A 22,508-nucleotide genomic window follows, 5' to 3' on the forward strand; every position below is an offset into this window, starting at 1 on the left:
ACTTCGGTTCAGTGCACGACCGCGACCGGGCAGGTCGCGTGCGCGAGCAGGGCGTTCCCGGTCGAGCCCAGCACCCCGCCGGCGACCGGGCCGCGGCCTCGGGTGCCGACGACGATCAACCGGGCGTCGGTGGCGGCGTGCAGCAGGGCACGCGAAGGAGTCCGGTCCCGCACGGCCTGTGCGGTGATCTCCAGCGCCGGGTACTTGCGGGCCCAGCTCTCGACGTGCGTTTCCAGGTTCCGCTGTTCGGCGGCCTCGTCGTCGCCGTGGAAGGCGTGCACGACGAGCACCGGCGCCCGGCGGGCCGCGGCCTCCTCGAGACCGAACCGCAGGGCGTGCTCGCCCGCCCCGGTCGGGTCCAGCCCGACGACCACGGGACCGCCCGGTCGGGAGTGCCCCCGCACGACCACCACGGGGCAAGCGGCCCCGGCGGCGACCCGCAGGGCCACCGAGCCGATCAGGGCGCCCCGCAGGCCGCCCAGGCCGTGGGACCCCAGGACGACGAGGCCGGCGTCAGCCGACTCGGCCAGCAGGAGGTCGACGGCGAGCCCGAGCCGGACCTGGGTCTCGACCTGGATTCCCGGAGCCGCTTCGCGGGCGATCTCGGCGCCGCGGCGGAGCGCGCGGTGGACGTGCTCGAGCAGCAGTTCCGACTCGTCGTGCGCCCGGGGCGGCACCGCTTCGAAGACACAGGCGTGCAGCAGCCGCAACGTCGTGTCCCGGTGCGCCGCTTCCATGGCGGCCCAGCGGATCGCGGCGAACGAAACGGCCGAGGCGTCGACCCCGGCGACGACCGGCCGGGTCGCGGTTGCACTCATCGGGTCCTCCTGCCGTCGCGGTGTGCTCGCGGCCCAGCATGGCGCGGCGCGTACTCGCCGGTCAGAGCACGAAGTCCCTTTCACCGGGGACCAAATCCGCCTGCCTGCCGGGCGGCGTTCGCCGACGCTGGAACGATGACCGGACCTGACCTCCTGATCGACCACTTCCTCCCGCACCCGCACTTCGAGCTGGTGCGCACCGCCATCGTGGACGCGCCGGTGAAGGAGACCTACGCCGCCGCGCGTGCCCTCGACTTCACCGACGTCCGCGGCGGGATCGTGTCCGTCGCCGGCTGGGTGCGCATGCTGCCCCAGCGGTGGCGCAACCGGCGGCACGGCCCGCCACGGCAGCCGACCCGGCTCACCCCCGACGACCTCGACGCCGGCTCGGAGTGGGTCCTGCTCGGCGACCGGCCGGGCAGCGAGTTCGCGCTGGGCGTCGCGGGCAAGTTCTGGAAGCCGGTGATCCCGTGGCGGCGCGTCGGGGCCGAAGACTTCGCCGGGTTCGGCGAACCCGGCTACGGCAAGATCGTCATGGCCGTGTCGGCCGTGCCGTACGGCCCGCACCGCACGCTGCTGACGGTGCACACGAGGTTCGCGATGACCGACCCGGAGAGCTGGCTGAAGTTCCGCCGCTTCTGGCGCGTTTCGCGGCCCGCGATCGCGTCGTTCCACACGGCCCTGGTCCGCACGGTGGCCGCGAACGCCCGGGAGCGGGCGCTCGCGGCCTACGCGCGGTCCGATCAGGACTGACGTTCCTCCGCCGGCCGCCGCGGCTCGTCCTCGGCGGCCGGGACGACGTCCTCTTCGTTTTCCTTGATCGCGCGGTGTTCGGCCGCGTGCAGGTAGCGGCCCAGCTTCGGGCCACGGCGGCCGCGCTCGGCGACGTCCCGGCGGGCCTCGGCCTCGATGGCCGCTTTTTCCTTGTCGTCCATCGTCTTCCTCCTCGGTTCAACGCGGCAGCAGGCTCGCCGCGTGGTCGGGAACGTAGGTCTGCAGCCGCCGGTCCGACCGGAAGTAGCCGGTCGATTCGGGGCGCGGCGGCAGCGAAACCGCCTGGCGGGGCACCTCGTAGTAGGGCACGCTCGAAAGCAGGTGCGCGATCATGTTCAGCCGCCCGCGTCGTTTCTCCTCGCTTTCCACCACGTACCACGGCGATTCGGCGGTGTCGGTGTGGACGAACATGTCGTCCTTCGCCCGCGAGTAGTCCTCCCAGTGCGTCACGGACTGCAGGTCGATCGTCGAGAGCTTCCAGCGGCGCATCGGGTCGTCGATCCGGGCCCGGAACCGGCGTTCCTGCTCGTCGAGGCTGACCGAGAACCAGTACTTGCGCAGCAGGATGCCGTCGTCGACGAGCAGGCGTTCGAAGATCGGGCACTGCTGCAGGAACCGGCGGTGCTCCTCGGGGGTGCAGAACCCCAGCACCCGCTCGACGCCGGCGCGGTTGTACCAGCTGCGGTCGAACAGCACGATCTCGCCCGCCGCGGGCAGCTGCTCGATGTAGCGCTGGAAGTACCACTGCGTCCGCTCCCGCTCGGTCGGGCTCGGCAACGCCGCGATCCGCACGACCCGCGGATTGAGGTGCTCGGTGACGCGCTTGATCGTGCTGCCCTTGCCGGCGGCGTCGCGCCCCTCGAACACCACGACCAGGCGAGCCCCTTCGTGGCGCACCCACTCCTGGAGCCTGACCAGCTCGGCCTGCAGCCGCAGCAGCTCCCGCTCGTAGACCGGGCGCGGGATCCGCGCCTTCCTCTTCTGGGCCATACCCCGACGCTACGAAACCGGCACCCCCGCGGTCTGCGGCCGGACGTCGGCGCGGCCGGGGCCTTTGGTCCTTTCGCCGGAGGCGCTGCGGCCCTCGCGCGCGCCCGCTCGGGGGAGGACGGTCGGAGGATGCAAGCCACCTTCCCGCTCGGGCGCCCGGCCGGTGTCCGGGTCGGCGCGCACTGGTCCGTGCTCCTGATCATGGCCCTGCTGGCCGAGCTGCTGGCGCAGTCCCTGCTGCCGGAGGCCGTGCCGGGACAGTCCGCGCTCGTGTACTGGGCGACCGGCATCGCCGGCGCCGTGGTGTTCCTCGCCTCCCTGCTGGCGCACGAGCTCAGCCACGCGCTCGTGGCGCGGCGCCGGGGCGTCGCCGTCGACCGCATCACGCTGTGGCTGTTCGGCGGCAGCACGGAAATGTCCGGCGAGCTGCCGAGCCCCGGCACGGCGTTCGCGGTCGCCGTCGCCGGTCCCCTGGCGAGCCTGCTGGCCGGCGGCGCGTTCCTCGGCCTCGGCCTGCTCCTCCCCGCCGCCGTCCCCGCCGTCGTGGTCGTCGCCTTGACCTGGCTGGGCTGGACGAACCTCGTCCTGGCGGTGTTCAACCTGCTTCCCGGCGCGCCGCTGGACGGCGGCCGGGTCCTCCAGGCCATCATCTGGAAGCTCACCGGCGACAAGCGGCGGGCGCAGGCCGCGGCCGCCCGCTCGGGCAGCGTCCTCGGCTTGCTGCTCGCCGGTGCCGGACTGGTGGAGCTGCTGTGGTTCGGCAGCTTCGCCGGGCTGTGGCTGGTCGGTATCGGCTGGTTCCTCGGCTTCAGCGCCCGCGCCGAGTTCGCGGCCGGCCCCGCGCGCGAGGTGCTCGGCCGGATCCGGCTCGGCCAGGTCATGACCCCGCACCCGGTGACCGCGCCGGGCTGGTTCACCGTGCAGGCGTTCGTCGAACAGGCCGCCGCCTGCCGGCAGCGCACCTTCCCGGTCGTCTCGTTCGACGGCCGCCCGGTCGGGGTCGTCAGCCTGGCCGCGCTGGCCCGGGTGCCGGAGCAGGCCCGCACCTCGACCCGGGTCGAGGACGTCTGCGTCAAGCCGCCGCTCTGCCTGGTCGCCGGGCCCGACGTCCCGCTGACGACGGTCCTGTCGCGGACCGGTGCCCGGCCGGGGCAGGACCTGGTGCTGGTGGTCGAGAACGGCGTGCTCGCCGGTGTCGTGAGCCCGGGCGACATCGCCCGCACGCTCGAACTGGCCGTGCTCGGGACCGAAGCGCGGCGGCCGACCGTCTAGTGTCGCGCGTTGCATGAGAGCCCGGCCCGTGCAGGCCCCGGCCGCGCAGCAGTGAATGACCCATTCACCTCGTCCGGCGACATGAATGACTCATTCATGTCGCCGGACCAGCCGCCGCGACGCTCGGCAGATCCGGGTCCGATGCCCCGACGCCACCTTGGCGCGCAGGGCCGGGCCGCTGTCAGCGAACCTCAGACGCGCCGCACTAGTGGGGTGGCGCGGTCCACCGTGGCCGACCCGCGAACCGGCGCACTCCCCCGGCCGAGGCTGCGCGGGCCCGGTCCCTCCTGCGGCGCCCGGCTCACGCCGACGGGAGCGTGAAGTACGCTTCCTCTTCCTGCGCGAAGTGCAGGGTCAGCACGGCGTCCAGCCCGTAGAGCGTGGCACGGAGGTCGTCGACCTGGTCGGGCTGGATCCCGTCGGGCGCCTCCTCCAGGTGCCGCTGCACCCGGCGGGCGAGCCGGCCGATCTCGGCGTGCTCGCGGCTCATCGTGACCGTTCCCTCCGGCCCGCCGAGCGCGGGGGCCAGCGCCGGGTACAGCTCGGTCTCCTCGGCTTCTTCGTGCGGCAGCACCTGTTCGGTCAGCAGCCGGGCGGCCGTGCGGACGGCGTCGTCCGCGGCGGCCGTCGCTCCTTCGGCCAGCGCGTCGGCCGCGTGCCGGACCGCGGTTCGCGCGGGGAGCAGCCGCTCGTGCTCGGACTCGAACCGCCGCACCAGCGCGGCCGGCGCCGGGCCGCCGATCTTCGGGCCGCCCAGCGCGCGCAGCGCGTTCAGGATCACCGCGACGTCGATCGCCTCCTGGACCAGGGCCCCGGCGACCGGGACCAGGAAACCCCAGGCCGCGGCGAGCATGGCCACGACGGACAGCAGCGTCCCGGCCACCGCGCTCTGCACGGCGATCCGGTGCGAGCGGCGGGCGATCTCGGCGGCGTCGGCGAGCCGGTCGAGCCGGTCGTCGAGGATCACCGCGTCGGCGGCCTGCGCGGCCGCGGTGGCACCCCGCGAGCCGAGGGCGACGCCGACGTCCGCGGCGGCCAGGGCGGGCGCGTCGTTGACGCCGTCCCCGGTCATCACGGTCACCCCCTGTGCGCTCGCGGCTTCGACCGCGCGGAGCTTCTCCGCGGGCGTCACCTCGGCGTGGACGTCGTCGAGGCCGAGCATCGCGGCCACTTCCCGCGCGTTGTCGACGCGGTCGCCGGTGAGCAGCCGGACTTGGCCGATCCCGGCGGAGCGCAGGCGCCGCATCGTGCGCGCGGCGTCCGGCCGGATCGGGTCCTTCGCGAGCAGCGCGGCGATCGGCTCGCCGTCGGCCTCCACCCACAGCACGGACGCGAGGTCGAGCCGCCCCCGGCGGGCCGCACCGCGCGCCCAGCCGGGCAGTCCGGCCTCGGCGGGTGGCCGCCCGACCCGGACGTCGCAGCCGCGGACCCGGCCGGCGACACCGGATCCGGGCTGTTCCGACACGTCCTCGGCGGGGACCGGGCCGGCGCCGGCCGAAGCCGCGGCCCGCACCACGGCCGCGGCCAGCACGTGGGGCGAGTACTGCTCCACCGCGGCGGCGAGGGCGAGGACCTCGGCGGCGTCGTGGCCCGGCGCGCAGATGACGTCGGTGATCTCGGGCCGGCCCCGCGTCACGGTGCCGGTCTTGTCCATCAGCAGCACCGTGGCGCGGCCGAGGGCCTCGATCGCGGCGCCGTCCTTGACGACGACACCGGCCTTCGAAGCCCGCGACATGCCTCCGGTGATCGCGATCGGGACGGCCAGCAGCAGCGGGCACGGCGTCGCGGTCACCAGCACCGCCACGGCCCGGCCGGGTTCGCCGGTCAGTGCCCAGGCCACGGCCGCGATCAGCAGGGACGCGGGCAGGAACCACATCGCCACGCGGTCGGCGATGCGGGCCACGCTCGCGGTGCGGGCCGCGGCTTCTTCGGCGAGCAGCACCACACCGGCGTAGGTGCTGTCGGCGGCGGCTGCGCTCGCCCGCACCACGACGGCGGCCCCGGCGTTGACGACTCCACTGTGGACGGTGTCGCCCGCGGGCCGGGCCACCGGCAGGGGTTCGCCGGTCAGCGCCGACTCGTCCAGGGTCCCGCCGGCGGGGAGCACGCCGTCCACCGGCACGACCTCGCCCGGCAGCACGACGATCAGCTGCCCGGGACGCACCTCGCCGACCGGCACGGTCTCGTGCCCGGTCGCGGTGCGCAGGTGCGCCACGCTCGGCGCCCGGTCGAGCAGCGCGGTGAGGTTCCGGCTGGCCCGCCGCTGCGCGCCGGCCTCGAGCACCCGCCCGGTGGCGACCATCGCCGCGACGATGGCCCCGGCCAGGTACTCCCCGACGGCCACGGTGGCCGCCAGGGCGAGGACGGCCAGCAGGTCGGCGCCCCACCGCTTGGCCCGCAGGTCGGCCGCGACCCACACCACCGCCGGGCCGAGGGTGACCACGTCCGCCACCGCCCACACGACGTTCGCGGCGGTGCCCGCCCCGGCCCACCACGCGGCACCGCCGGCGGCGGCGAGCACCAGGACCACCGCCAGCAGCGCGACCTCCCGGAGTCGCGACGGGCCGCCCTCAGCCCGCACGCCGGACCTCGTGGCCGGTGGTCAGCATGGTGACCAGAGACTCCGGCAGCAGCGTCAGCACGTGGTCGAGCTGTCCCGGCGAGCAGAGCTCGTCGAGCGCCGACGTCACCACCGCGGCCACCGGCGGCACCTCGGCCCGGGTGATCCCGCCGGAGCCGGCGAACCGCGCGACGAAGCCGGAAACGCCGTAGCGGGTCGGCACGTGGCTCGGGTTCCAGCCCTCGTAGAACACCCCGCGCAGCAGTTCGGGCAGCTGGGCCGCGAAGTGCGCCGCCGCCTCGACGGTCAGCCGGTCGCGGACGGTGTGCAGCCACGCGCGGAGCACGCGGTACGCGAGCTGCCGGTCGTCGGTGCCGAGGCGGTCGCGCACGACGGCCAGCCAGGTGTGGGCGGTGTTCTCCGCGTGGGCGAAGGGATCGTTCGGGTGTGGCACGGTTTCCTCCCGGCGGGACGGATCGGACGTCCAGCGTCGGACGCTCGCGGCGGCCGGGAAAGAGTCCAAGGGCCTCAACCCCCGGGCCCGTGCGGGCCCGGAGGGCCCCGCACCCGAAGCACTTCGGCCCTGGGGCCCCGCGGCTGCCACGACGAGCATGGGGTGCAGAACGATCCAAGGAGGATGCGATGGACCAGAACCTGCCCGACGCGTACACGGTGAGGTCGGCCATCGCACTGGCTGTGCGCGCACCGTCGGTGCACAACACCCAGCCGTGGGACTGGCGGTTCAGCGGCCGCACGGTCGAGCTGCGCGCCGACACCAGCCGTCGCCTCCGGCACACCGACCCCGACGGGCGCGACCTGCTCGTCAGCTGCGGGTGCGTGCTGCACCACTTCACCGTCGCGGCCGCCGCGCTCGGCTGGGCCGCCCAGATCGAACGGCTGCCCGAGCCCGGCGTGCTGGCCCGCATCGTGCTGGTGCCCCACGACACCCGCGACGGCGACGTCGCACTGGCCGCGGCCATTCCCCGGCGCCGGTCGGACCGCCGCCGGTTCCCCGCGCGCCCGCTGCTCGTGCGGGACGAGGTCTTCCTGGCCAAGAGCGCCACCGACCACGGCGCGCTGTTGCGGTTCCTGGACGACGCTCCGCAGCTCTCGGCGTTGACCGGCGCGGCCGTCGCGGCCCAGGAACTCCACCGGGCCGACGCCGACTACGGCATCGAACTCGCGGCCTGGAGCGGCCGGCGCTACAGCCCCGACGGTGTGCCGGCGCAGAACGCGGTCCAGGCGGCCGGCGCCGCACCGCGGGTCCGTGACTTCGCCGACGCGCAGCTCGCCGACACCACCGAACCGGACGGCGCGCTCCTGGCGGTGCTGGCCACCAGGGGCGACGAACCGGCCGACCGGCTCCGTGCGGGCGAGGCGGCCAGTGCGGTGCTGCTGACCGCGACCCGGCTGAACCTCGCGTCCTGCCTGGTCACCGAGCCGCTGGAGCTGACCAGCACCCGCGGCCTGGTGCGCGACTGCGTCCTCGGCGGTGCGCTGGAGCCCCAGCTCGTCGTGCGCGTCGGGTACCTGCCGGAGGGCGCGGCCCCGCTCCCGGCGACCCCGCGCCGCCCGATCGGCGAGGTCCTGCGGCCGCTGGCCCACCCCTACGGCACGGGGCTTCCGGTCCCGGCCGAGCTGCGCGGCCACTGAAAGCCGGCCAAGGCCCTTCGGCGTGACCATCCCGCCGAAGGGCCTTTCCTGCTGCCGCACAAGACGAGAAGAAGGCCTCCGTCCACTGGGGACGGAGGCCTTCCGCTGCACTCAGGCCACGTCGTTCCAGACGTAGTCCAGGCGGTTGCGCACCTCGACCACGCCGGACAGCTCCTGGATCAGCCGCGTCACCGGGTCGATGTCGCTGCGCCGCTCGACGCGGCCGACGACCGTGACGATCCCGGCCCGCACCTCCACCCGGACCCGATCCGGCCCCAGGTTGAGCCGCTCGCGCAGCACTCCCTCGCTGACCTCGCGCTCGAGGTCGGCGTCACCTCGGGTGAAGACCGCGATCAGGTCGCGGCGGGACAGCACGCCCACCACCTTCCCGTTGCGCAGCACGAACAACCGCCGGACACCGCTGCGCGCGAACTGCGCCGCCGCGGCGGCGAAGGTCGCGCCGGCGTCGATGGTGACGGCCGGGCTCGTCATCAGGTCCTTCGCGAGGCAGGCCTTCGCCTTCCGGGCCATCCGCCGGTCGCGCCACCGGGGCTTGCGGTCCTCCCACAGGTGCGGGAGCAGGTCGGCCTCCGAGACGACACCGACGAGGGCACCGGTCTTGTCGACCACGCCGACCGCGCTGATCCCGTTGCCGGTGAGCAGTTCGGCGATGTCCTTGAACGGCGTCTGCGGGGAGACGGTGATCGGGTCGGCGGTCATCACCGCGGACACCGTGCCGGGGTTCATGTTCACTCCTCTTTCTCGGTACGGACGACCATGACGGGGCAGGCCGCGTGGTGCAGCAGTGCCTGGCTCGTCGAGCCGAGCACCAGCCCGGTGAAACCACCGCGGCCCCGGCTGCCGACGACGACCAGCTGGGCGCCGCGGCTCGCGGAGAGCAGCCGGTCGCGCGGCCGGTCGTGCTCGACCCGGCGCTCGACCCGGACGTCCGGGTACTTCTCCTGCCAGCCGGCGAGCCGCTGCGCGAGCAGACGTCGGCCCGAGTCCCGCAGGGATTCGCCCTGGAAAGCGACGTTGCCGTCGCTGAACAGGCCGGCGGTGTCGCCGTCGTGCCAGGTGTAGAGGGCGACGAGCGGGGCGTTGCGGACCGAGGCCTCCTCGAAGGCCCAGGCGATCGCCGCTTCGCTCAGCGGGCTGCCGTCGGCGCCCACGACCACCGGGCCGTCGACGCTCTCCGAGCCGCGCACGACCACGACCGGGCAGTGCGCCTTCGCGGCGAGGTCGACGTCCGGCGAGCCGCTGAACAGTCCCGCGATCGCGCCGACGGGCTCGCCGGTGACCAGGATTCGCGCGCGTTCGGAGACCTCCAGCAGACCCGGGACGGGCCCGCGGTCACTGGCCTCGGTGGCGACGTCCAGCCCGGGCACGGCGGACTCGAGCGCCGCCCGGGTCCGGCGCAGCAGCGTGTCCGCTTCCGCCTCTTTGACGGCCAGCCAGTCCGACGGCGGGTACACCTTGCCGCCGAACGCGGTGTCTTCGTAGCCGTAGGCGGTGAAGACCAGCAGGGACGCATGCCGGCGGGCTGCTTCCCCGGCCGCCCACAACGCGGCCGCCGCGGCGGTTTCCGAACCGTCCACGGCGACGACGATCGGCGGGTTTCCGGTAGCGCTCATGACGTGTTTCCTCCGGGTTCCGGTGCGCGGACCACGCATCCGGACCGACGGTAGGTCGGGGCCGCGGCCGGCTGCTGCGGTCGTCGGCCACCGGCACGAAGGACTTTCGGCACCCCGCGCGGAGTCCTTGGCCGCTCCCGGGTGGGCGTCCCGCGAGCGCATCGTGGGCCGGAGGAGGTTCCCGTGATGCAACCCGAATGGCGGGACGCGGTGGCGACCGTACCGGTCCTGCTCACCATCGCCCTGTACGTCGACTACTTCCCGGACGGCACCGCGCTGTGGGTGCACGGTGCGCGCGCGATGGCGGCCACCGCGCTCGTGCTCGGGCTGGTCGCCTTCCTGCTCGGCGCGGGCCGGTGGACCGGGCCGGCGCGGTGGGTCAGCGCCCCGCTGGGCACGGCCGCGCTGCTGTGCGCCGTCTTCACCCTCGTCACCGGCGACGGCCTCACCCTCGCCCTGCTGGTCGGGCTGATCGCGGCGCTGTGGCTGGTCTCGACCGTCCGGCACCTGCGGACCCCGGCCGGACGGCCGTGACCGTCCGGCTGGTCGTCGCCTCAGGTCGCCCGCAGCACGGCCGCGCCGTTCACCCGGTCCGCGGCCAGGTCCGTGAGCGCCTCGTCCGCTTCGGCCAAGGCGTACGGCACCGTGCTGACGCTCAGGTGGTGGGCTCCGGCGAAGGCCAGGAACTCCCGCGCGTCGGCCCGGGTGTTCGCCGTGACACTGCGCACCTGACGCTCCTGGAACAGGTGCTGCTGGTAGTTCAGCGGCGGGATGTCGGACAGGTGGATGCCCGCGACGGCCAGCGTGCCGCCGCGGTCCAGCGCTGCCAGCGCGGGCAGGACCAGCTCGCCGGCCGGCGCGAACAGGATCGCCGAGTCCAGGGGCTCCGGCGGTGGCTCGGCGGCGTCCCCGGCTGACGCGGCGCCCAGCTCGAGCGCGAGCTTGCGGGCTTCGGCGCTGCGGGTCATCACGTGCACGGTGGCGCCGCGGGCGATGGCCACCTGTGCCGTCAGGTGGGCGCTGCCGCCGAAGCCGTAGATCCCCAGCCGGCCGCCGTCGGGCACTTCCGCCCGGGCCAGGGCGTGGTACCCGATCAGCCCCGCGCACAGCAGCGGCGCGAGCTCGTCGTCGGTGTAGCCGCCGGGCAGCGGCAGCGCGTACGCCGCCGGGACCACGGCGAACTCCGCGTAGCCGCCGTCGGCGTCCCAGCCGGTGTACCGGGACTCGGGGCACAGGTTCTCCCGGCCGCGCCGGCAGTACCGGCACCGCCCGCAGGTCCCGCGCAGCCAGGCGATGCCGACGCGGTCACCGGTCGCGAAGCCCGTGACCTCACCGCCGGCGCCGACCACCTCGCCGACGACCTCGTGGCCCGGCGTCACGCCCGGCCGGTGCACCGGCAGGTCACCTTCCGCGACGTGCAGGTCCGTCCGGCACACACCGCACACGAGCACCCGCACCAGCAGTTCGCCGGCCGCGGGGCGGGGCACGGGCACCGTCGACCGGTCCAGGGGGCCCGAAGCCATCGGCCCGGGCCGGGAGACCCGCCACGCGGTCATCGTCGTCGGCAGCTTCGTCACGGTCGGCCTCCTCGATCACCGGCGTTCCCCGCCAGGATGGCCGCTTCGCGCGCGTGCCGCGACTTCCCGTGGTCCTCCCGACCGGGGACGTTCGCCCCTTCTTCCCGGCCCGCCGATCCGCGATCGTGGGCGGGAATGGATCACCCGCGACTCCTGGGAGCGAGCGTCATGTCCCGAACGGCCCGGTCCGGCCCGCCGCCCACGCCCGCGCCCCCGTCGAAACCCGAGTCGCCCAAGTGGGCCCGCGGCGGCTGGCTGCTCACCGCGGTCATGCTGCTCACGCTGGCCGCCATCGTGGCCCCCGCGTTCTGGACTTCGCCGGCTCCGTCGGTGAGCTACACCGAATTCCTGTCCAAAGTGGACGCCGGGCAGGTCGAGTCGGTGACGATCGACGACGAGGGCGCGGTCGACGGCGTCCAGCGCGGCGGGGCCACGTTCACCAGCCGCGTCCCGACCGCGCTGGACCCGGGGCAGCTGGAGTCGAAGCTGCGCGAGAAGAACGTGAAGATCACCGCCACGAAGGCGAGCGGCTCCTTGCTCTCGGGGTTGCTGGGCTACCTGCCTTTCCTGCTGTTCTTCGGGTTCCTCGTGTGGGCCGGGATGCGCGCGCAGAAGGCGGCCGGCGGGATGGGCGGGCTCGGCGCGGGCGGCTTCGGCCGCGCCAAGGCCAAGATCATCGAGGCGCAACGCCCGACCACGCGCTTTTCCGACATCGCCGGCTACGAAGGCGTCAAGCAGGAGATCGGCGAGATCATCGGCTTCCTGCGCGACCCCGCGCGCTACGCCGCCGCCGGGGCCAAGGGCCCGCGCGGGGTGGTCATGGTCGGCCCGCCCGGCACCGGCAAGACGCTCTTCGCCCGGGCCGTCGCCGGGGAGGCGAGCGTCCCGTTCCTGTCCATCACCGGCTCGGCGTTCGTCGAGATGTTCGTGGGCGTCGGGGCCTCTCGCGTGCGCGACCTGTTCGAGGAAGCCCGCACCCGCGCGCCGTCGATCATCTTCATCGACGAGATCGACGCGGTCGGCGGCCGGCGCGGCACCGGTGGCGGTCTCGGCGGCCACGACGAGCGCGAGCAGACCCTCAACCAGCTGCTGGCCGAGATGGACGGCTTCGACCAGAGCAGCGGCGTCGTCGTCCTCGCGGCGACCAACCGGCCGGAGACGCTCGACGCGGCCCTGCTGCGGCCGGGCCGGTTCGACCGCCAGGTCACCGTGCCGCTGCCCAACCAGGCCGAGCGGGCGGCGATCCTGGCCACCCACATCGACGGCAAGCACCTCGACCCGGACGTCGACCTCGACGTCGTCGCCCGCGGCACCCCCGGCTTCTCCGGCGCCGACCTGGCCAACCTCGTCAACGAAGCCGCGATCAACGCGGTCCGGGACGATCGCACCGTGCTCACCGCGGCCGACCTCGCGGCCGCCCGGGACCGGGTGCTGCTGGGCCGGCGCGACAGCTCGAACGCGCTGCTGCCGGAGGAGCGGCACTCGGTCGCGGTGCACGAGTCCGGCCACGCGCTGGTCGCCGCGCTGTGCGAGCACGCGGACCCGGTGGCGAAGGTGACGATCCTGCCCGCCGGGATGGCGCTGGGCGCCACCGAGCAGCTGCCGGAGGCCGAGCGGCACCTCTACCGCGAGAGCTACCTGGCCGACCTGCTCACTGTCCGCCTCGGCGGCCGGGCGGCGGAGCTGGTGGTGTTCGGCGAAGCCTCCACCGGCGCCGCGAACGACCTCGCCGGCGCCACCGCGCTGGCGGCGAAGATGGTGACGGAGTTCGGCATGTCGCCGTCGCTCGGCCCGGTCGGCTACGGCTCGGCAGACGGCCACGACGCCCGGCCCGAGCTGCTCGGCCGGCCCTATTCGGAGGAGACCCAGCGGGCCGTCGACGAGGAGATCGCCCGGCTCGTCCGCGCCGCGGAGGACCGCGCGACCACGCTGCTGCACCGGCACCGGCGGGCCCTCGACAGTCTGGCCGGGCAGTTGCAGGAGCGCGAGACCATCGACGGCGACGTGGTGGCGGCGGTGCTGCGCGACGAGCTCATCCCGGTGGACGAGCAGGCGGGCTGAACCCGCTCAGCCCGCGTTCGTCAGCCAGTCCCGGTAGCCGCGCACCGCGGTCGGCAACGTCGGGAAGATGCGCTCCTCCCCCACCTTCGCCACCAGCCCCGCGGCCACCAGGTCGTCGCGCAGGTCCTGCTTCACCCGCGCCATGGCGAACACGACACCCCGCCGGCCGAGCTCCTCCCGCAGCCGGTCGAGCGCGTCGGCGGCGGTGACGTCCAGCTCGACGTTCGCCTCGGCGTTGAGCACGAACCACCGCGGCTCGCCGCTGCCGGCCGCGGCGAGCGCGCGGCGGCGGAAGTCCTCCGCGTTGGCGAAGCACAACGGCGCGTCGTAGCGGTAGACGACGAGGCCGGGTTCGGTGGTCGCCTCCGGGTAGTCGTCGACGTCGTGCATCCCGGCCAGGCCCGGCACCGTGCCCAGGATCCCGTCGTGCGGCCGCGCGATCCGGCGCAGCAGGTCCAGGATGGACAGTCCGACCGCGGCCAGGACGCCGTAGAGCACACCGAGGCCGAGCACCCCGGCGGTGGTGAGCAGGGCGAGCACCAGCTCGCTGGGCCGGAACCGGGCGAACCGCCGCAGCTCCCGGACGTCGACGAGGTGCAGCGCCGCGAAGACGACCAGCGCGCCGAGGGCCGCCTTCGGGAATTCCGCGAGCAGCGGCCGGGCGAACAGGACCGTGAGGACCACGGTGGCCAGCGCGACGAGCGAGTGCAGCTGCGTCCGGCTGCCCACCGCCACGCCCAGCGCCGTGCGGCTGGCGCTGCTGCTGACCGGGAAGCCGTGCAGCAGCCCGGCCGTCACGTTCGCCGCCGCGAGCGCCCGCAGCTCCTGGCCGGCGTCGATCTCCTCGCCGCGGCGGGCCGCGAACGCCCGCGCCGTCAGCACGTTGTCGGAGAACCCGACGATCGCGATGCCCACGGCGGGCAGGATCAGCTGCCCCACGTCGGCGGCGGAGATCCCGGACACGGCGGGCGGCAGCCCGGCGGGCAGCGCACCGACGACGTCGAAGCCGGCCGGGGCGAGCACGGCGACCGCCACCGTGGCCAGCACCATCGCGGCCAGCGGCCCCGGCAGCCACGGCACGAACCGCTCGAGCGCGTACAGCACGGCCAGCACCGCCGCCGCCAGCGCCACCGTCGGCCAGTGCACCCGGTCGAGCTGGGTGAAGAACGAGCCGAGGTCGTCGAGGAACGCCTCGCCGTGGACCGGCACCCCGGTGACCTTCCCGAGCTGGCTGGCGACCATCAGCGCCGCGATGCCGGCCATGTACCCGGTGAGCACCGGCTTCGACAGGAGTTCGGCGAGGACGCCGAGCCGGGCCAGGCCGGCGGCCAGGCACAGGCAGCCGACCACGACCGCGAGCACGGCGGCGAGCGCGGCGTAGTGGCCGGCGTCGCCGGCGGCGAGCGGGGCCAGGACCGCCGCGGTCATCAGCGCGGTCGTCGACTCGGGCCCGACCGACATCTGGCGCGAAGAGCCGAGCAGCGCGTAGACGGCCAGCGGGCCGATCGACGCCCACAGGCCGGCCACCGGCGGCAGCCCCGCCACTTCGGCGTAGGCCATCACCTGCGGCACCAGGTAGGCCGCGACGGTGACTCCCGCGACGACGTCCCCGCGCAGCCAGGCCCGGCGGTACCGCCGCAGGCGCGCGAGCCCGGGGAGGGCCGTGGAGAGGTTCACGGCCCGAGGATGCGGGCCGGGCGTGCGCACCGGCTGCGGCCGGAAGTCCTCCCGGCCGGTGACTTCCGGCCGCGGCGGGCGGACGGATGACGTGCCTACCGTCGGAGCACAACCGCTTCAGGAGTCGCCGATGACCACCGCACCCGTTCTGCCGATCGTCACCGGAGTGGACGGATCCGTCGAGTCGCTCGACGCCGTCCGCTGGGCCGCGCGCGCCGCCCACCTGCACGGCGCGCCACTGGAGATCGTGTACGCCCTCGACTTCTCCGCACTGCTGGCCGGCGGCGTCGTGCCGCCGCCCGAGGAGATGAAGGACGTGCTGCGCATCCGCGGCCGCCGGTACCTGCGCGCCGCGGCGGAACTCGCGGCCGCCCAAGGCGTCCCGGAAGTGGTCACCCGGCTCGATCCCGACCGCGCCGCGCAGGCGCTCATCGACGCGTCCCGGAAGGCGTCGCTGCTCGTGGTCGGCTCGAGCGGGCACGGCAAGCTCACCGGCCTCCTCGCCGGCTCGGTCGCTTCGGCCGTCGGCGCGCACGCCTCCTGCGACACCGTCGTCGTCCGCGGCGACACCTGGGACGAACCGGGCGCGGCGGAACGACCGGTCGTCGCGGGTGTCGACGGCGGCGAAGCGAGCACGCGGATCCTCACGGCCGCGTTCGCCGAGGCTCGCGTGCGCCACGCCCCGCTGGTCGTGGTCCACGCGGCCGCCGACGAACCCCAGGCCCGCGAGCCGGACCGGGCCGCCCTCGCCGACGCCGGGCACCGGCTGCTGACCGAGCGGCTCCGCGGCCACGACACCGAAGGCGTCGCGGTCGAGGAGGTCGTGGTCCAGTCCCACCCGCGCCGCGAGCTGATCGAGCGCAGCGCGACCGCGCAGCTGGTCGTGCTGGGGACCCGCGGCCGCGGCGGGTTCCCCGGGCTGCTGCTCGGGTCCACCGGCCAGGCGCTGCTGCACAACGCGGCCTGCCCGGTCTACCTCGTCCGCGGCGCCTGAGGACGCTGCCGGCCGCACCGCGGCGACGGCAGCCTGGTAGTCCAACGCGGCCGGCGGTGAGCGGCGAGCCGGGTCCTGGCGGGCTGTTCGCACGGTGCCGCGGCGCACTGCACCCAATGCGGCGTTCGGTGCGCCCCACGCACCCAATGCGGCGTTCGGTGCGCCCCACGCACCCAATGTGGCGTTCGGTGCGTTTCCGCGCGCCCCGAGGCGTCCGAAAGTCCTCACCCCGACGGGCCTTGTCCCCTCCGGATCCGGGGCCCCCGGGCCCCGCGAACCGGGGCGGTCCGGCCCTCGTCGCCAGATCCCGTACGACGGAACCTGGGTTCAGACGAAAGTGAGGCACATCATGGACAGCCAGCACTCCCCCCGCGGATTCGCCCCGGCGACGACTGCCGAGCCGACGTCCGAGCCCATCGCCCCGCGCCGCAACCGCCGGGACCGGCTCGCGCTGCGGCCGGCCGACTTCGTCGCCCCCCGCTACGCCGACGTCTCCGACCGCCGCTTGGCCCAGACGCTGACCGCGGAGGACCGGTCCGAAGAGGACGGTCTGGACCCGCTGGAGCGCGTCACCTGCCGGACGCACCGGCGCTGGCTGCACGACTGCGTGTCGTCGCCGCTGCACGTCGTCATCGTCACCGGCACGCGCTGGTGCCGCAAGTGCGAGTGCGCGCTGAACGTCGCGATCGACCAGCTGGCCGGCGACGTCACCGTGCGCTGCCCGTCCTGCGGCGAGACCCCGGCCACCCGCGCGACCCGCCAGCTCGTCCGCGCCTGCCGGGCCAGCCTGGCCACCGCGGCCGACCGCTGATGTCCGCGAGCCGGAGCCGCCTGTACCGCAGTGGTGTCCTCGAGCGGGAGAACCTCTCCGTCGCGGAAGCCACCCGGCACCTCGCCGACCCGGCCGTGACGCTCTGGCTGGACATCGACGCCCCCACCGCCGCGGACCTGGCCGCGCTCACCACCGAACTCGGCCTGCACCCGCTCGCCGTCTCGGCCGTCCTCGACGAGGACCACCAGCGGCCGAAGCTGGTCCACTACGACCACCACTCGTTCCTCGCCGCCTACGCGGTCCGGCTGGACCCCGGCGACGGTGTGCTCGCCGCTTCGGAACTCGACGCGTTCGTCACCGACCGCGTGCTGGTCACCTTGCACCGCAACAACACCGCGGACATCGACGCCCTCGCCGAGCGGTGGGACAGCACGCCCGAACTGGCCAAGAGCGGCACCGGCTTCCTGCTGCACGGCCTGCTCGACCTGCTCGTCGACGGGCACTTCGACGCGCTTCAGGCCCTCGACGAGCAGGTCGAGGAGCTCGAGGACCTGGTCTTCGCCGACCAGACCGACGTCACGGACCTGCAGCGCCGCGCCCTGCGGCTGCGCAAGAGCCTCAGCCGGCTGCGGCACTTCGCCCTGCCGATGCGGGAAATCGTCGGTTCCCTGATGCGCCGGGAAGTCCGCTCGGTCGACGACACCCTGCTGCCGTACTTCCAGGACGTGTACGACCACGTCCTGCGCGTGACGGAGTGGACGGAGTCGCTGCGTGACCTGCTGGCGACGATCCGCGAAACGCAGCTGAGCATCCAGGGCAACCGGCTCAACTCGATCATGAAGAAGGTGACCAGCTGGGCCGCGATCATCGCCGTGCCCACCGCGATCACCGGTTTCTACGGCCAGAACATCCCCTATCCCGGGTTCGCCCAGGCGTCCGGGGTGTGGGTCTCGACGCTCGCCATCCTGGTCATCTCGACGACGTTGTACGTCCTGTTCAAGCGCCGCGACTGGCTCTGAACCCCCGTCGAGGGAAACACGGGCCACCGCCGGGCGCCGGGCGGGCCGGCCCTGGTCCAGGTCAAGTACTCGGACGGCCGGTGGCGGACGCGGTCCCGCCGCCGCGCCCACCGCCGGGGACTGGCCGAGATGACCACCTACCCGATCGACGAGTTCTGGCGGATCGCACAGCGGTGCGGGTTCGCGCCCCAGGCCGTCCACCTCGTCCCGCGCAACGAGCTCGACGAGCGCTACGCCTACTTCTTCCTGCTCCGGGAACCGGATGCGGGCTGACGGGGGCGAAGTCCGCGCCGCGCCGGGCGTTCGCCTCTGCGGGCCGGGAGCGCGCGGACGTGTACTGGACGGATGGCGACCGGCGACGATCGGGCGGCGCGAACCGGCTGCTCCCCCGCCTGCTCGGGTCCGGGTTTTCCCCGCTCCTGAACGGAAGGCTCTGCGCCCTGCGCTATCCGGCGGCCCGCGCGTCGACGCCGGTCGTGTTCCCCGTGCAGTACGCCGGGCCAGGCGCGGAGATCCTGGTCATGGCCGGGAACCCGGACGGCAAGCGCTGGTGGCGGCACTTCCGCGGCGGCGGCCGCTTCCCGCGCGTCCGCCTGACGCCGGACACCCCGATCGTCGGCTTCACCGTCGGCGCGATGCCGCCGCTACGCGGGCGCGGCGACGGCGGTGGCGGCCTCCTTCGCCTACTTCATCGGGCTCACGCCGAGCACCGGGGCCGCGCTGCTGCGCAGCTGGCCCCCCTCTGCTCCTCTGGCCGGCCGCGGCGATCCTCGGCCTGGCCCTGCTGTGCTCGATCGGCTTCGCCCGATGGCTGGTCCTGCGCCGCTCCGTTCCCCGTTCGGCGCGCTGGATCGCCACCACGGCCGGTGCGTGGCTGCTCGGCCTGGCGGTCTTCCTGGGCGTGACCATGCCGCTGTGGCAGCCCGGGCAGAGCCTGCCCACCACGATCGCGATCGGGATCCTCGGCGGCCACCACGTCCGCGGTCACCGCGCTCGCAGTGCGCCGCCTTCCCGGCCTGAGCTGATCCCCCGCCGGGCCGCCACCCGGTGCCAGATCAGCTTGTCCGCCTCCACCACGGCGAACGCCACGACGGCCGCACCCAGGACCCACAGCCAGGAGCGCACGCCGACCGGCGCCGTGTGGAACCACGTGTTCATGACCGGGACGTAGGTCAGCAGCAGCTGGAGCCCGGCCGTGAGCCCGACGCCGAGCGCGAACATCCGGCTGCGGCCGGGCCAGGCGAGCAGCACCGGCCGGTCCAGCGACCGGCAGCTGAGCAGGTACGCGGCCTGCACGCCCACGAACACGTTGATCGCGCTCGTGCGGGCCTCCGCGAGCGACAGCCCGGCGGCCAGCTCGGCCCGGTAGGCCGCGAAAGCCGCCACCACGAGCAGGAGCGACACGAGCACGACCCGGCGCAGCAGCGCGGCGGTGAAGAGCGGACGCTTCGGCGGACGCGGGGGCCGCCCCATGATGCCGGCCTCGGTGGGCTCGAACGCCATCGTGAGCCCCAGGAACACCGCGGTCGTCATGTTGATCCACAGGATCTGCACCGGCACGATCGGCAGCGTCGCGCCGAGCACGATCGCCACCAGCACGACCATGCCCTCGCCGATGTTGGCCGGCAGCGTCCACGCGATGAACTTCCGCAGGTTGTCGAAGACGCTCCGGCCTTCCCGCACCGCCGCTTCGATCGAGGCGAAGTCGTCGTCGGTCAGCACCATGTCCGCGGCCTGCCGGGCGGCGTCGGTGCCGTTGCGGCCCATCGCGACGCCGATGTCCGCACGGCGCAACGCCGGTGCGTCGTTGACGCCGTCGCCGGTCATCGCGACCACGTGGCCGCGCCGCTGCAACGCCCGCACCAGCTGCAGTTTCTGCCCCGGCGACACCCGCGCGAACACCTGCGTGGCCGCCACGGCGTCGTCGAATTCCGCTTCGGGCAGCTCGGTCAGCTCGGCGCCGGTGAGCACCCGCGCCGCCGACGGCGTGTCCACCAGCCCGACGGCGGCGGCGATCGCGCGTGCGGTCCCCGCGTGGTCGCCGGTGATCATCTTCACGTCGATGCCCGCGCTCCGGCACGCCGCGACGGCGGCGACCGCCTCCGGCCGCGGCGGGTCGTGCATCGCCTGCAGCCCCAGCAACGTCGGCGCGGAACCCGGCGTGAACCGGGCGAACGCGAGCACCCGCAGGCCCCGCCCGGTCAGCTCCCGGTGCACCCGGTCCAGCGCGGCCGCGTCGAGCGGGCGGACCCCGTCGGGCGTGCTCTCGTCCGCGCACCGCGCCGCCACCTCCTCGACCGCGCCCTTGAGGTAACCGACGGCTCCGTGCACCGTGGTCATCATGCGGTTCTCGGACTCGAAGGGGACCGTTTCCGTGCGCGGCGCCGCGGCCCGGATCGCCTCGGGATCCAGCCCGGCGGCGAGCGCCGATTCGAGCAGCGCGATCTCCGTCGGGTCCCCCTCGCCGATTCGCGCGTCGTTGCAGAGGACCCCCGCGACGAGGCACTCGCGGGCCTCCGCCGGGGAGACCACCCGGCCGGCGACGGCGAAGGCGGTCACGGTCATCCGGTTTTGCGTGAGCGTGCCCGTCTTGTCGGTGCAGATCACCGTGGTGCCGCCGAGTGTCTCGACCGCGGGCAGGTTCCGCACGATCGCGCCGCGCCGCGACATCCGCACCACGCCGATGGCCAGCACGATCGCCACCGCGGCCGGCAGTCCTTCGGGGATCGCCCCGACGGCGAGCGCGACGACCGCGGTGAACATCTCGGGCACCGGCGTACCGCGGAAGACCCCGAGCGCGAAGGCCGCGACGGCGACCGCGACGATCGCGACGCTCAGCTGCCGGGAGAACCGGGCGAGCTTGCGGGTCAGCGGGGTGGCGACGACCTCCGCGGTGGCCACCAGGTGCTGGATGTCACCCAGCTCGGTTGCGCCACCGGTCGCCGTGACCACCGCGCGGGCCCAGCCGCGCGTCACCAGCGTCCCGGAGTAGGCGCACCCGGTCCGGTCGGCGACCACGGCTTCCTCCACCACGGCGTCGGCGGACTTGAGCACCGGCACCGACTCCCCGGTCAGGGCCGACTCGTCGACCTCCGCCAGCCGGACGTCCGTGAGCCGGACGTCGGCCGGGACCCGGTCCCCCGCGGCCAGCTCGACGACGTCCCCGGGAACGAGCCGGACGGCCGGGATCCGCCGGAGGGCGCCGTCGCGCAGGACGATGGCTTCGAGCGGCACCATCCGCGACAGCGCTTCCAGGGCCCGTTGCGCCCGGGACTCCTGCACGAAGCCGATGACCGCGTTGAGCACCACGACCCCGCCGATCACCCCGGCGTCGACGTACCCGCCGAACGCCGCGGTCACCACGCCGGCGAGGATGAGGACGTAGATGAGCGGGTCGTGGAACTGGCGCAGCAGCCGGAGCAGCGGCCCCGGCCCGGAAGGCGCGGTCACCGCGTTGGGACCGAAGCGCTCGAGCCGGGCTTCGGCTTCTTCGGTGCTCAGCCCCTGCTGCGGGTCGACGCCCAGTTGCCCGGCGATCTCGGTCGCCGGGCGGGAGTGGAACGCCTCGGGGTGGGCGGTGGTCTTCACCGGGCTGCCTTCCGTTCCTGGTCTTCGCCCCGCGTCACCGCGGCCAGCCGCCCGGCGAACTCCGCCGGCGTGTCCGATATCGCGCGCAGAGCGCGCTGCCGCTCCGCGCCGCCGCCCCGCGACGTGAGCGCGCACCAGCCGGCCAGGACGTCCTCGAGGTCGCCCGTCGCCCGCAGCGCGGGCCGGACGTACGCGAGGAGGTCCTCGGCCAGGCCTTCGTGGCCCACGGGGGTACCGGTCAGCACGTCGACGCCCGGGCCGGCGAGGCCGTACCGCGCGGCCGCCCGCAGCGCCCGCTCGACGAGCGCGTCCGGCACGCGCGGCGGCGGCGCCCCGCGGCGTTCCTCGGCGAGTGCGGTGACGACCAGGCCTCGCACCAGGCCGGCGAGCAGCACCGCGTCCTCCACGTCGAGACAGACGTCGGCGATCCGCACCTCCACCGTCGGGTGCCGCGGGGACAGGCGGGCGTAGAAGTAGACGCTGCGGGCGTCGATCGCCTTCTTGCGGCGGATGGCGCCGTCGACCGCCGCGTCGTAGTCGGCGACGTCGCGCCACTCGCCCGGCGGGCGGGCCGTCGGCCAGCGCGACCACAGCGGGTACCGGGCGCTGGCCCACCCGGAGTCCAGCCCGTCCACGTACGGCGAGTTGGCGCTGATCGCCAGCAGGGCACCGAGCCACGGCCGCAGCCGCGCCAGCACCCGCACCCCGGCGGCCCGCGACGGGACGCCGACGTGGACGTGGCAGGCGCACGTGCCCGCCTCCCCGACCAGCGCGGGGAAGCGGTCCGCCAGCTTGCGGTAGCGCGGATCGGCCGTGACCCGCGAGGCCGTGCCGAACGGGGCCACGCCCGTGGCCAGCGCGACGCACCCGGCGTGCTCCGCGGCCTCGGCCAGCCGGCGCCGCAGCCGGATCAGGTCCGCGCGTACCCCGGACAGCGACCGGCACACGCCGGTCGCCGTCTCCACCTGGAACCGCAGGAACTCCGCCATCACCCCCGGCTCGTCCGCCAGCAGCTCCAGGACTCGCGGTGCCGCCGCGGCCGTGGCCCCCGACCGCGGGTCCACGAGCACGAACTCCTCCTCGACACCGACCGTGTCACCCCCGTCGTCCACGACCGGC

20 protein-coding genes are annotated in these 22,508 nt (G+C 74.7%); 9 read left to right on the forward strand and 11 right to left on the reverse strand.

Annotated elements, in window-relative coordinates; genetic code table 11:
- Positions 1 to 8: 8 nt before the first annotated feature.
- Positions 9 to 818, reverse strand: a complete 810-nt coding sequence (locus QRX60_RS41395) for a universal stress protein (protein ID WP_285996917.1) — start codon at positions 816 to 818, stop codon at positions 9 to 11.
- A gap of 135 nt (positions 819 to 953) precedes the next feature.
- Between QRX60_RS41395 and QRX60_RS41400 the strand changes: the two genes are divergently transcribed.
- Positions 954 to 1,571 carry a hypothetical protein gene (locus QRX60_RS41400; RefSeq protein WP_285996918.1) on the forward strand — a complete coding sequence of 206 codons (618 nt, stop codon included), beginning with the start codon at positions 954 to 956 and terminating at the stop codon, positions 1,569 to 1,571.
- Here QRX60_RS41400 and QRX60_RS41405 read toward each other — a convergent pair.
- Positions 1,562 to 1,753 carry a hypothetical protein gene (locus tag QRX60_RS41405; RefSeq protein ID WP_285996919.1) on the reverse strand — a complete coding sequence of 64 codons (192 nt, stop codon included), beginning with the start codon at positions 1,751 to 1,753 and terminating at the stop codon, positions 1,562 to 1,564. The genes QRX60_RS41400 and QRX60_RS41405 overlap by 10 nt on opposite strands.
- A 16-nt stretch (positions 1,754 to 1,769) precedes the next feature.
- Positions 1,770 to 2,582, reverse strand: coding sequence for a polyphosphate kinase 2 (gene ppk2 / locus QRX60_RS41410; protein WP_285996920.1), 813 nt, complete (start codon positions 2,580 to 2,582; stop codon positions 1,770 to 1,772).
- Positions 2,583 to 2,711: 129 nt separating this feature from the next.
- Between ppk2 and QRX60_RS41415 the strand changes: the two genes are divergently transcribed.
- Positions 2,712 to 3,854, forward strand: coding sequence for a site-2 protease family protein (locus tag QRX60_RS41415; protein ID WP_285996921.1), 1,143 nt, complete (start codon positions 2,712 to 2,714; stop codon positions 3,852 to 3,854).
- Between the two features lie 301 nt (positions 3,855 to 4,155).
- Here QRX60_RS41415 and QRX60_RS41420 read toward each other — a convergent pair whose 3' ends face one another.
- Positions 4,156 to 6,435, reverse strand: coding sequence for a heavy metal translocating P-type ATPase (locus QRX60_RS41420; protein ID WP_285996922.1), 2,280 nt, complete (start codon positions 6,433 to 6,435; stop codon positions 4,156 to 4,158).
- Positions 6,425 to 6,868 (reverse strand): DUF2267 domain-containing protein, encoded by a 444-nt coding sequence (locus tag QRX60_RS41425; protein WP_285996923.1) that lies wholly within the window; start codon positions 6,866 to 6,868, stop codon positions 6,425 to 6,427. Before QRX60_RS41425 ends, QRX60_RS41420 begins: the two co-directional genes overlap by 11 nt.
- A gap of 188 nt (positions 6,869 to 7,056) precedes the next feature.
- Here QRX60_RS41425 and QRX60_RS41430 point away from each other — a divergent pair, with 188 nt between their 5' ends.
- Positions 7,057 to 8,067, forward strand: a complete 1,011-nt coding sequence (locus tag QRX60_RS41430) for an Acg family FMN-binding oxidoreductase (RefSeq protein ID WP_285996924.1) — start codon at positions 7,057 to 7,059, stop codon at positions 8,065 to 8,067.
- Between the two features lie 111 nt (positions 8,068 to 8,178).
- Here QRX60_RS41430 and QRX60_RS41435 read toward each other — a convergent pair whose 3' ends face one another.
- Together QRX60_RS41435 and QRX60_RS41440 are read right to left on the reverse strand one after the other, a co-directional pair.
- On the reverse strand, positions 8,179 to 8,814 hold the full coding sequence (locus tag QRX60_RS41435; protein ID WP_285996925.1) for a CBS domain-containing protein: 636 nt from the start codon (positions 8,812 to 8,814) through the stop codon (positions 8,179 to 8,181).
- Positions 8,815 to 8,816: 2 nt separating this feature from the next.
- On the reverse strand, positions 8,817 to 9,701 hold the full coding sequence (locus QRX60_RS41440; RefSeq protein ID WP_285996926.1) for a universal stress protein: 885 nt from the start codon (positions 9,699 to 9,701) through the stop codon (positions 8,817 to 8,819).
- 186 nt (positions 9,702 to 9,887) lie between these two features.
- Here QRX60_RS41440 and QRX60_RS41445 point away from each other — a divergent pair, with 186 nt between their 5' ends.
- Entirely contained in the window at positions 9,888 to 10,235 is a 348-nt protein-coding gene (locus tag QRX60_RS41445) for a hypothetical protein (protein ID WP_286003807.1), read from the forward strand.
- 20 nt (positions 10,236 to 10,255) lie between these two features.
- Here the strand turns inward: QRX60_RS41445 and QRX60_RS41450 are convergent, their stop codons facing one another.
- On the reverse strand, positions 10,256 to 11,257 hold the full coding sequence (locus QRX60_RS41450; protein ID WP_286003808.1) for a zinc-binding alcohol dehydrogenase family protein: 1,002 nt from the start codon (positions 11,255 to 11,257) through the stop codon (positions 10,256 to 10,258).
- A gap of 189 nt (positions 11,258 to 11,446) precedes the next feature.
- On the opposite strand from QRX60_RS41450, the gene ftsH reads away from it, so the two are divergent.
- Complete coding sequence (gene ftsH, locus QRX60_RS41455) at positions 11,447 to 13,339, forward strand: ATP-dependent zinc metalloprotease FtsH (RefSeq protein WP_285996927.1); 1,893 nt, start codon at positions 11,447 to 11,449, stop codon at positions 13,337 to 13,339.
- Positions 13,340 to 13,345: 6 nt separating this feature from the next.
- Here ftsH and QRX60_RS41460 read toward each other — a convergent pair whose 3' ends face one another.
- On the reverse strand, positions 13,346 to 15,016 hold the full coding sequence (locus tag QRX60_RS41460) for a SulP family inorganic anion transporter (protein ID WP_285996928.1): 1,671 nt from the start codon (positions 15,014 to 15,016) through the stop codon (positions 13,346 to 13,348).
- Positions 15,017 to 15,146: 130 nt separating this feature from the next.
- Here QRX60_RS41460 and QRX60_RS41465 point away from each other — a divergent pair, with 130 nt between their 5' ends.
- From QRX60_RS41465 to QRX60_RS41480, 4 genes are all read left to right on the forward strand, one after another.
- Positions 15,147 to 16,010, forward strand: coding sequence for a universal stress protein (locus tag QRX60_RS41465; RefSeq protein ID WP_285996929.1), 864 nt, complete (start codon positions 15,147 to 15,149; stop codon positions 16,008 to 16,010).
- 349 nt (positions 16,011 to 16,359) lie between these two features.
- Positions 16,360 to 16,821 carry a hypothetical protein gene (locus QRX60_RS41470; protein WP_285996930.1) on the forward strand — a complete coding sequence of 154 codons (462 nt, stop codon included), beginning with the start codon at positions 16,360 to 16,362 and terminating at the stop codon, positions 16,819 to 16,821.
- On the forward strand, positions 16,821 to 17,801 hold the full coding sequence (locus tag QRX60_RS41475; protein WP_285996931.1) for a magnesium transporter CorA family protein: 981 nt from the start codon (positions 16,821 to 16,823) through the stop codon (positions 17,799 to 17,801). Before QRX60_RS41470 ends, QRX60_RS41475 begins: the two co-directional genes overlap by 1 nt.
- Before the next feature lie 129 nt (positions 17,802 to 17,930).
- Positions 17,931 to 18,074, forward strand: coding sequence for a hypothetical protein (locus QRX60_RS41480; RefSeq protein WP_285996932.1), 144 nt, complete (start codon positions 17,931 to 17,933; stop codon positions 18,072 to 18,074).
- Positions 18,075 to 18,785: 711 nt separating this feature from the next.
- Here QRX60_RS41480 and QRX60_RS41485 read toward each other — a convergent pair.
- Positions 18,786 to 21,389: a cation-translocating P-type ATPase gene (locus QRX60_RS41485; RefSeq protein WP_285996933.1), complete on the reverse strand. Its 2,604-nt coding sequence runs from the start codon at positions 21,387 to 21,389 to the stop codon at positions 18,786 to 18,788.
- A complete protein-coding gene (locus QRX60_RS41490) occupies positions 21,386 to 22,501 on the reverse strand; it encodes a carboxylate-amine ligase (RefSeq protein WP_285996934.1) in 1,116 nt (371 codons plus the stop codon). Before QRX60_RS41490 ends, QRX60_RS41485 begins: the two co-directional genes overlap by 4 nt.
- Positions 22,502 to 22,508 lie beyond the last annotated feature (7 nt).

Origin of the sequence: Amycolatopsis mongoliensis (assembly GCF_030285665.1) — a bacterium.
Lineage (GTDB): Bacteria > Actinomycetota > Actinomycetes > Mycobacteriales > Pseudonocardiaceae > Amycolatopsis > Amycolatopsis mongoliensis.

Excerpts from the sequence above, each read along its gene's own strand:
- QRX60_RS41395 (WP_285996917.1), bottom strand. The coding sequence starts at position 818 with ATGAGTGCAACCGCGACCCGGCCGGTCGTCGCCGGGGTCGACGCCTCG.
- QRX60_RS41435 (WP_285996925.1), bottom strand. The coding sequence starts at position 8,814 with ATGAACCCCGGCACGGTGTCCGCGGTGATGACCGCCGACCCGATCACC.
- QRX60_RS41465 (WP_285996929.1), top strand. The coding sequence starts at position 15,147 with ATGACCACCGCACCCGTTCTGCCGATCGTCACCGGAGTGGACGGATCC.
- QRX60_RS41415 (WP_285996921.1), top strand. The coding sequence starts at position 2,712 with ATGCAAGCCACCTTCCCGCTCGGGCGCCCGGCCGGTGTCCGGGTCGGC.
- QRX60_RS41470 (WP_285996930.1), top strand. The coding sequence starts at position 16,360 with ATGGACAGCCAGCACTCCCCCCGCGGATTCGCCCCGGCGACGACTGCC.
- QRX60_RS41475 (WP_285996931.1), top strand. The coding sequence starts at position 16,821 with ATGTCCGCGAGCCGGAGCCGCCTGTACCGCAGTGGTGTCCTCGAGCGG.
- QRX60_RS41480 (WP_285996932.1), top strand. The coding sequence starts at position 17,931 with ATGACCACCTACCCGATCGACGAGTTCTGGCGGATCGCACAGCGGTGC.
- QRX60_RS41445 (WP_286003807.1), top strand. The coding sequence starts at position 9,888 with ATGCAACCCGAATGGCGGGACGCGGTGGCGACCGTACCGGTCCTGCTC.
- ftsH (WP_285996927.1), top strand. The coding sequence starts at position 11,447 with ATGTCCCGAACGGCCCGGTCCGGCCCGCCGCCCACGCCCGCGCCCCCG.
- QRX60_RS41450 (WP_286003808.1), bottom strand. The coding sequence starts at position 11,257 with ATGACCGCGTGGCGGGTCTCCCGGCCCGGGCCGATGGCTTCGGGCCCC.
- QRX60_RS41405 (WP_285996919.1), bottom strand. The coding sequence starts at position 1,753 with ATGGACGACAAGGAAAAAGCGGCCATCGAGGCCGAGGCCCGCCGGGAC.
- QRX60_RS41440 (WP_285996926.1), bottom strand. The coding sequence starts at position 9,701 with ATGAGCGCTACCGGAAACCCGCCGATCGTCGTCGCCGTGGACGGTTCG.
- QRX60_RS41400 (WP_285996918.1), top strand. The coding sequence starts at position 954 with ATGACCGGACCTGACCTCCTGATCGACCACTTCCTCCCGCACCCGCAC.
- QRX60_RS41430 (WP_285996924.1), top strand. The coding sequence starts at position 7,057 with ATGGACCAGAACCTGCCCGACGCGTACACGGTGAGGTCGGCCATCGCA.
- ppk2 (WP_285996920.1), bottom strand. The coding sequence starts at position 2,582 with ATGGCCCAGAAGAGGAAGGCGCGGATCCCGCGCCCGGTCTACGAGCGG.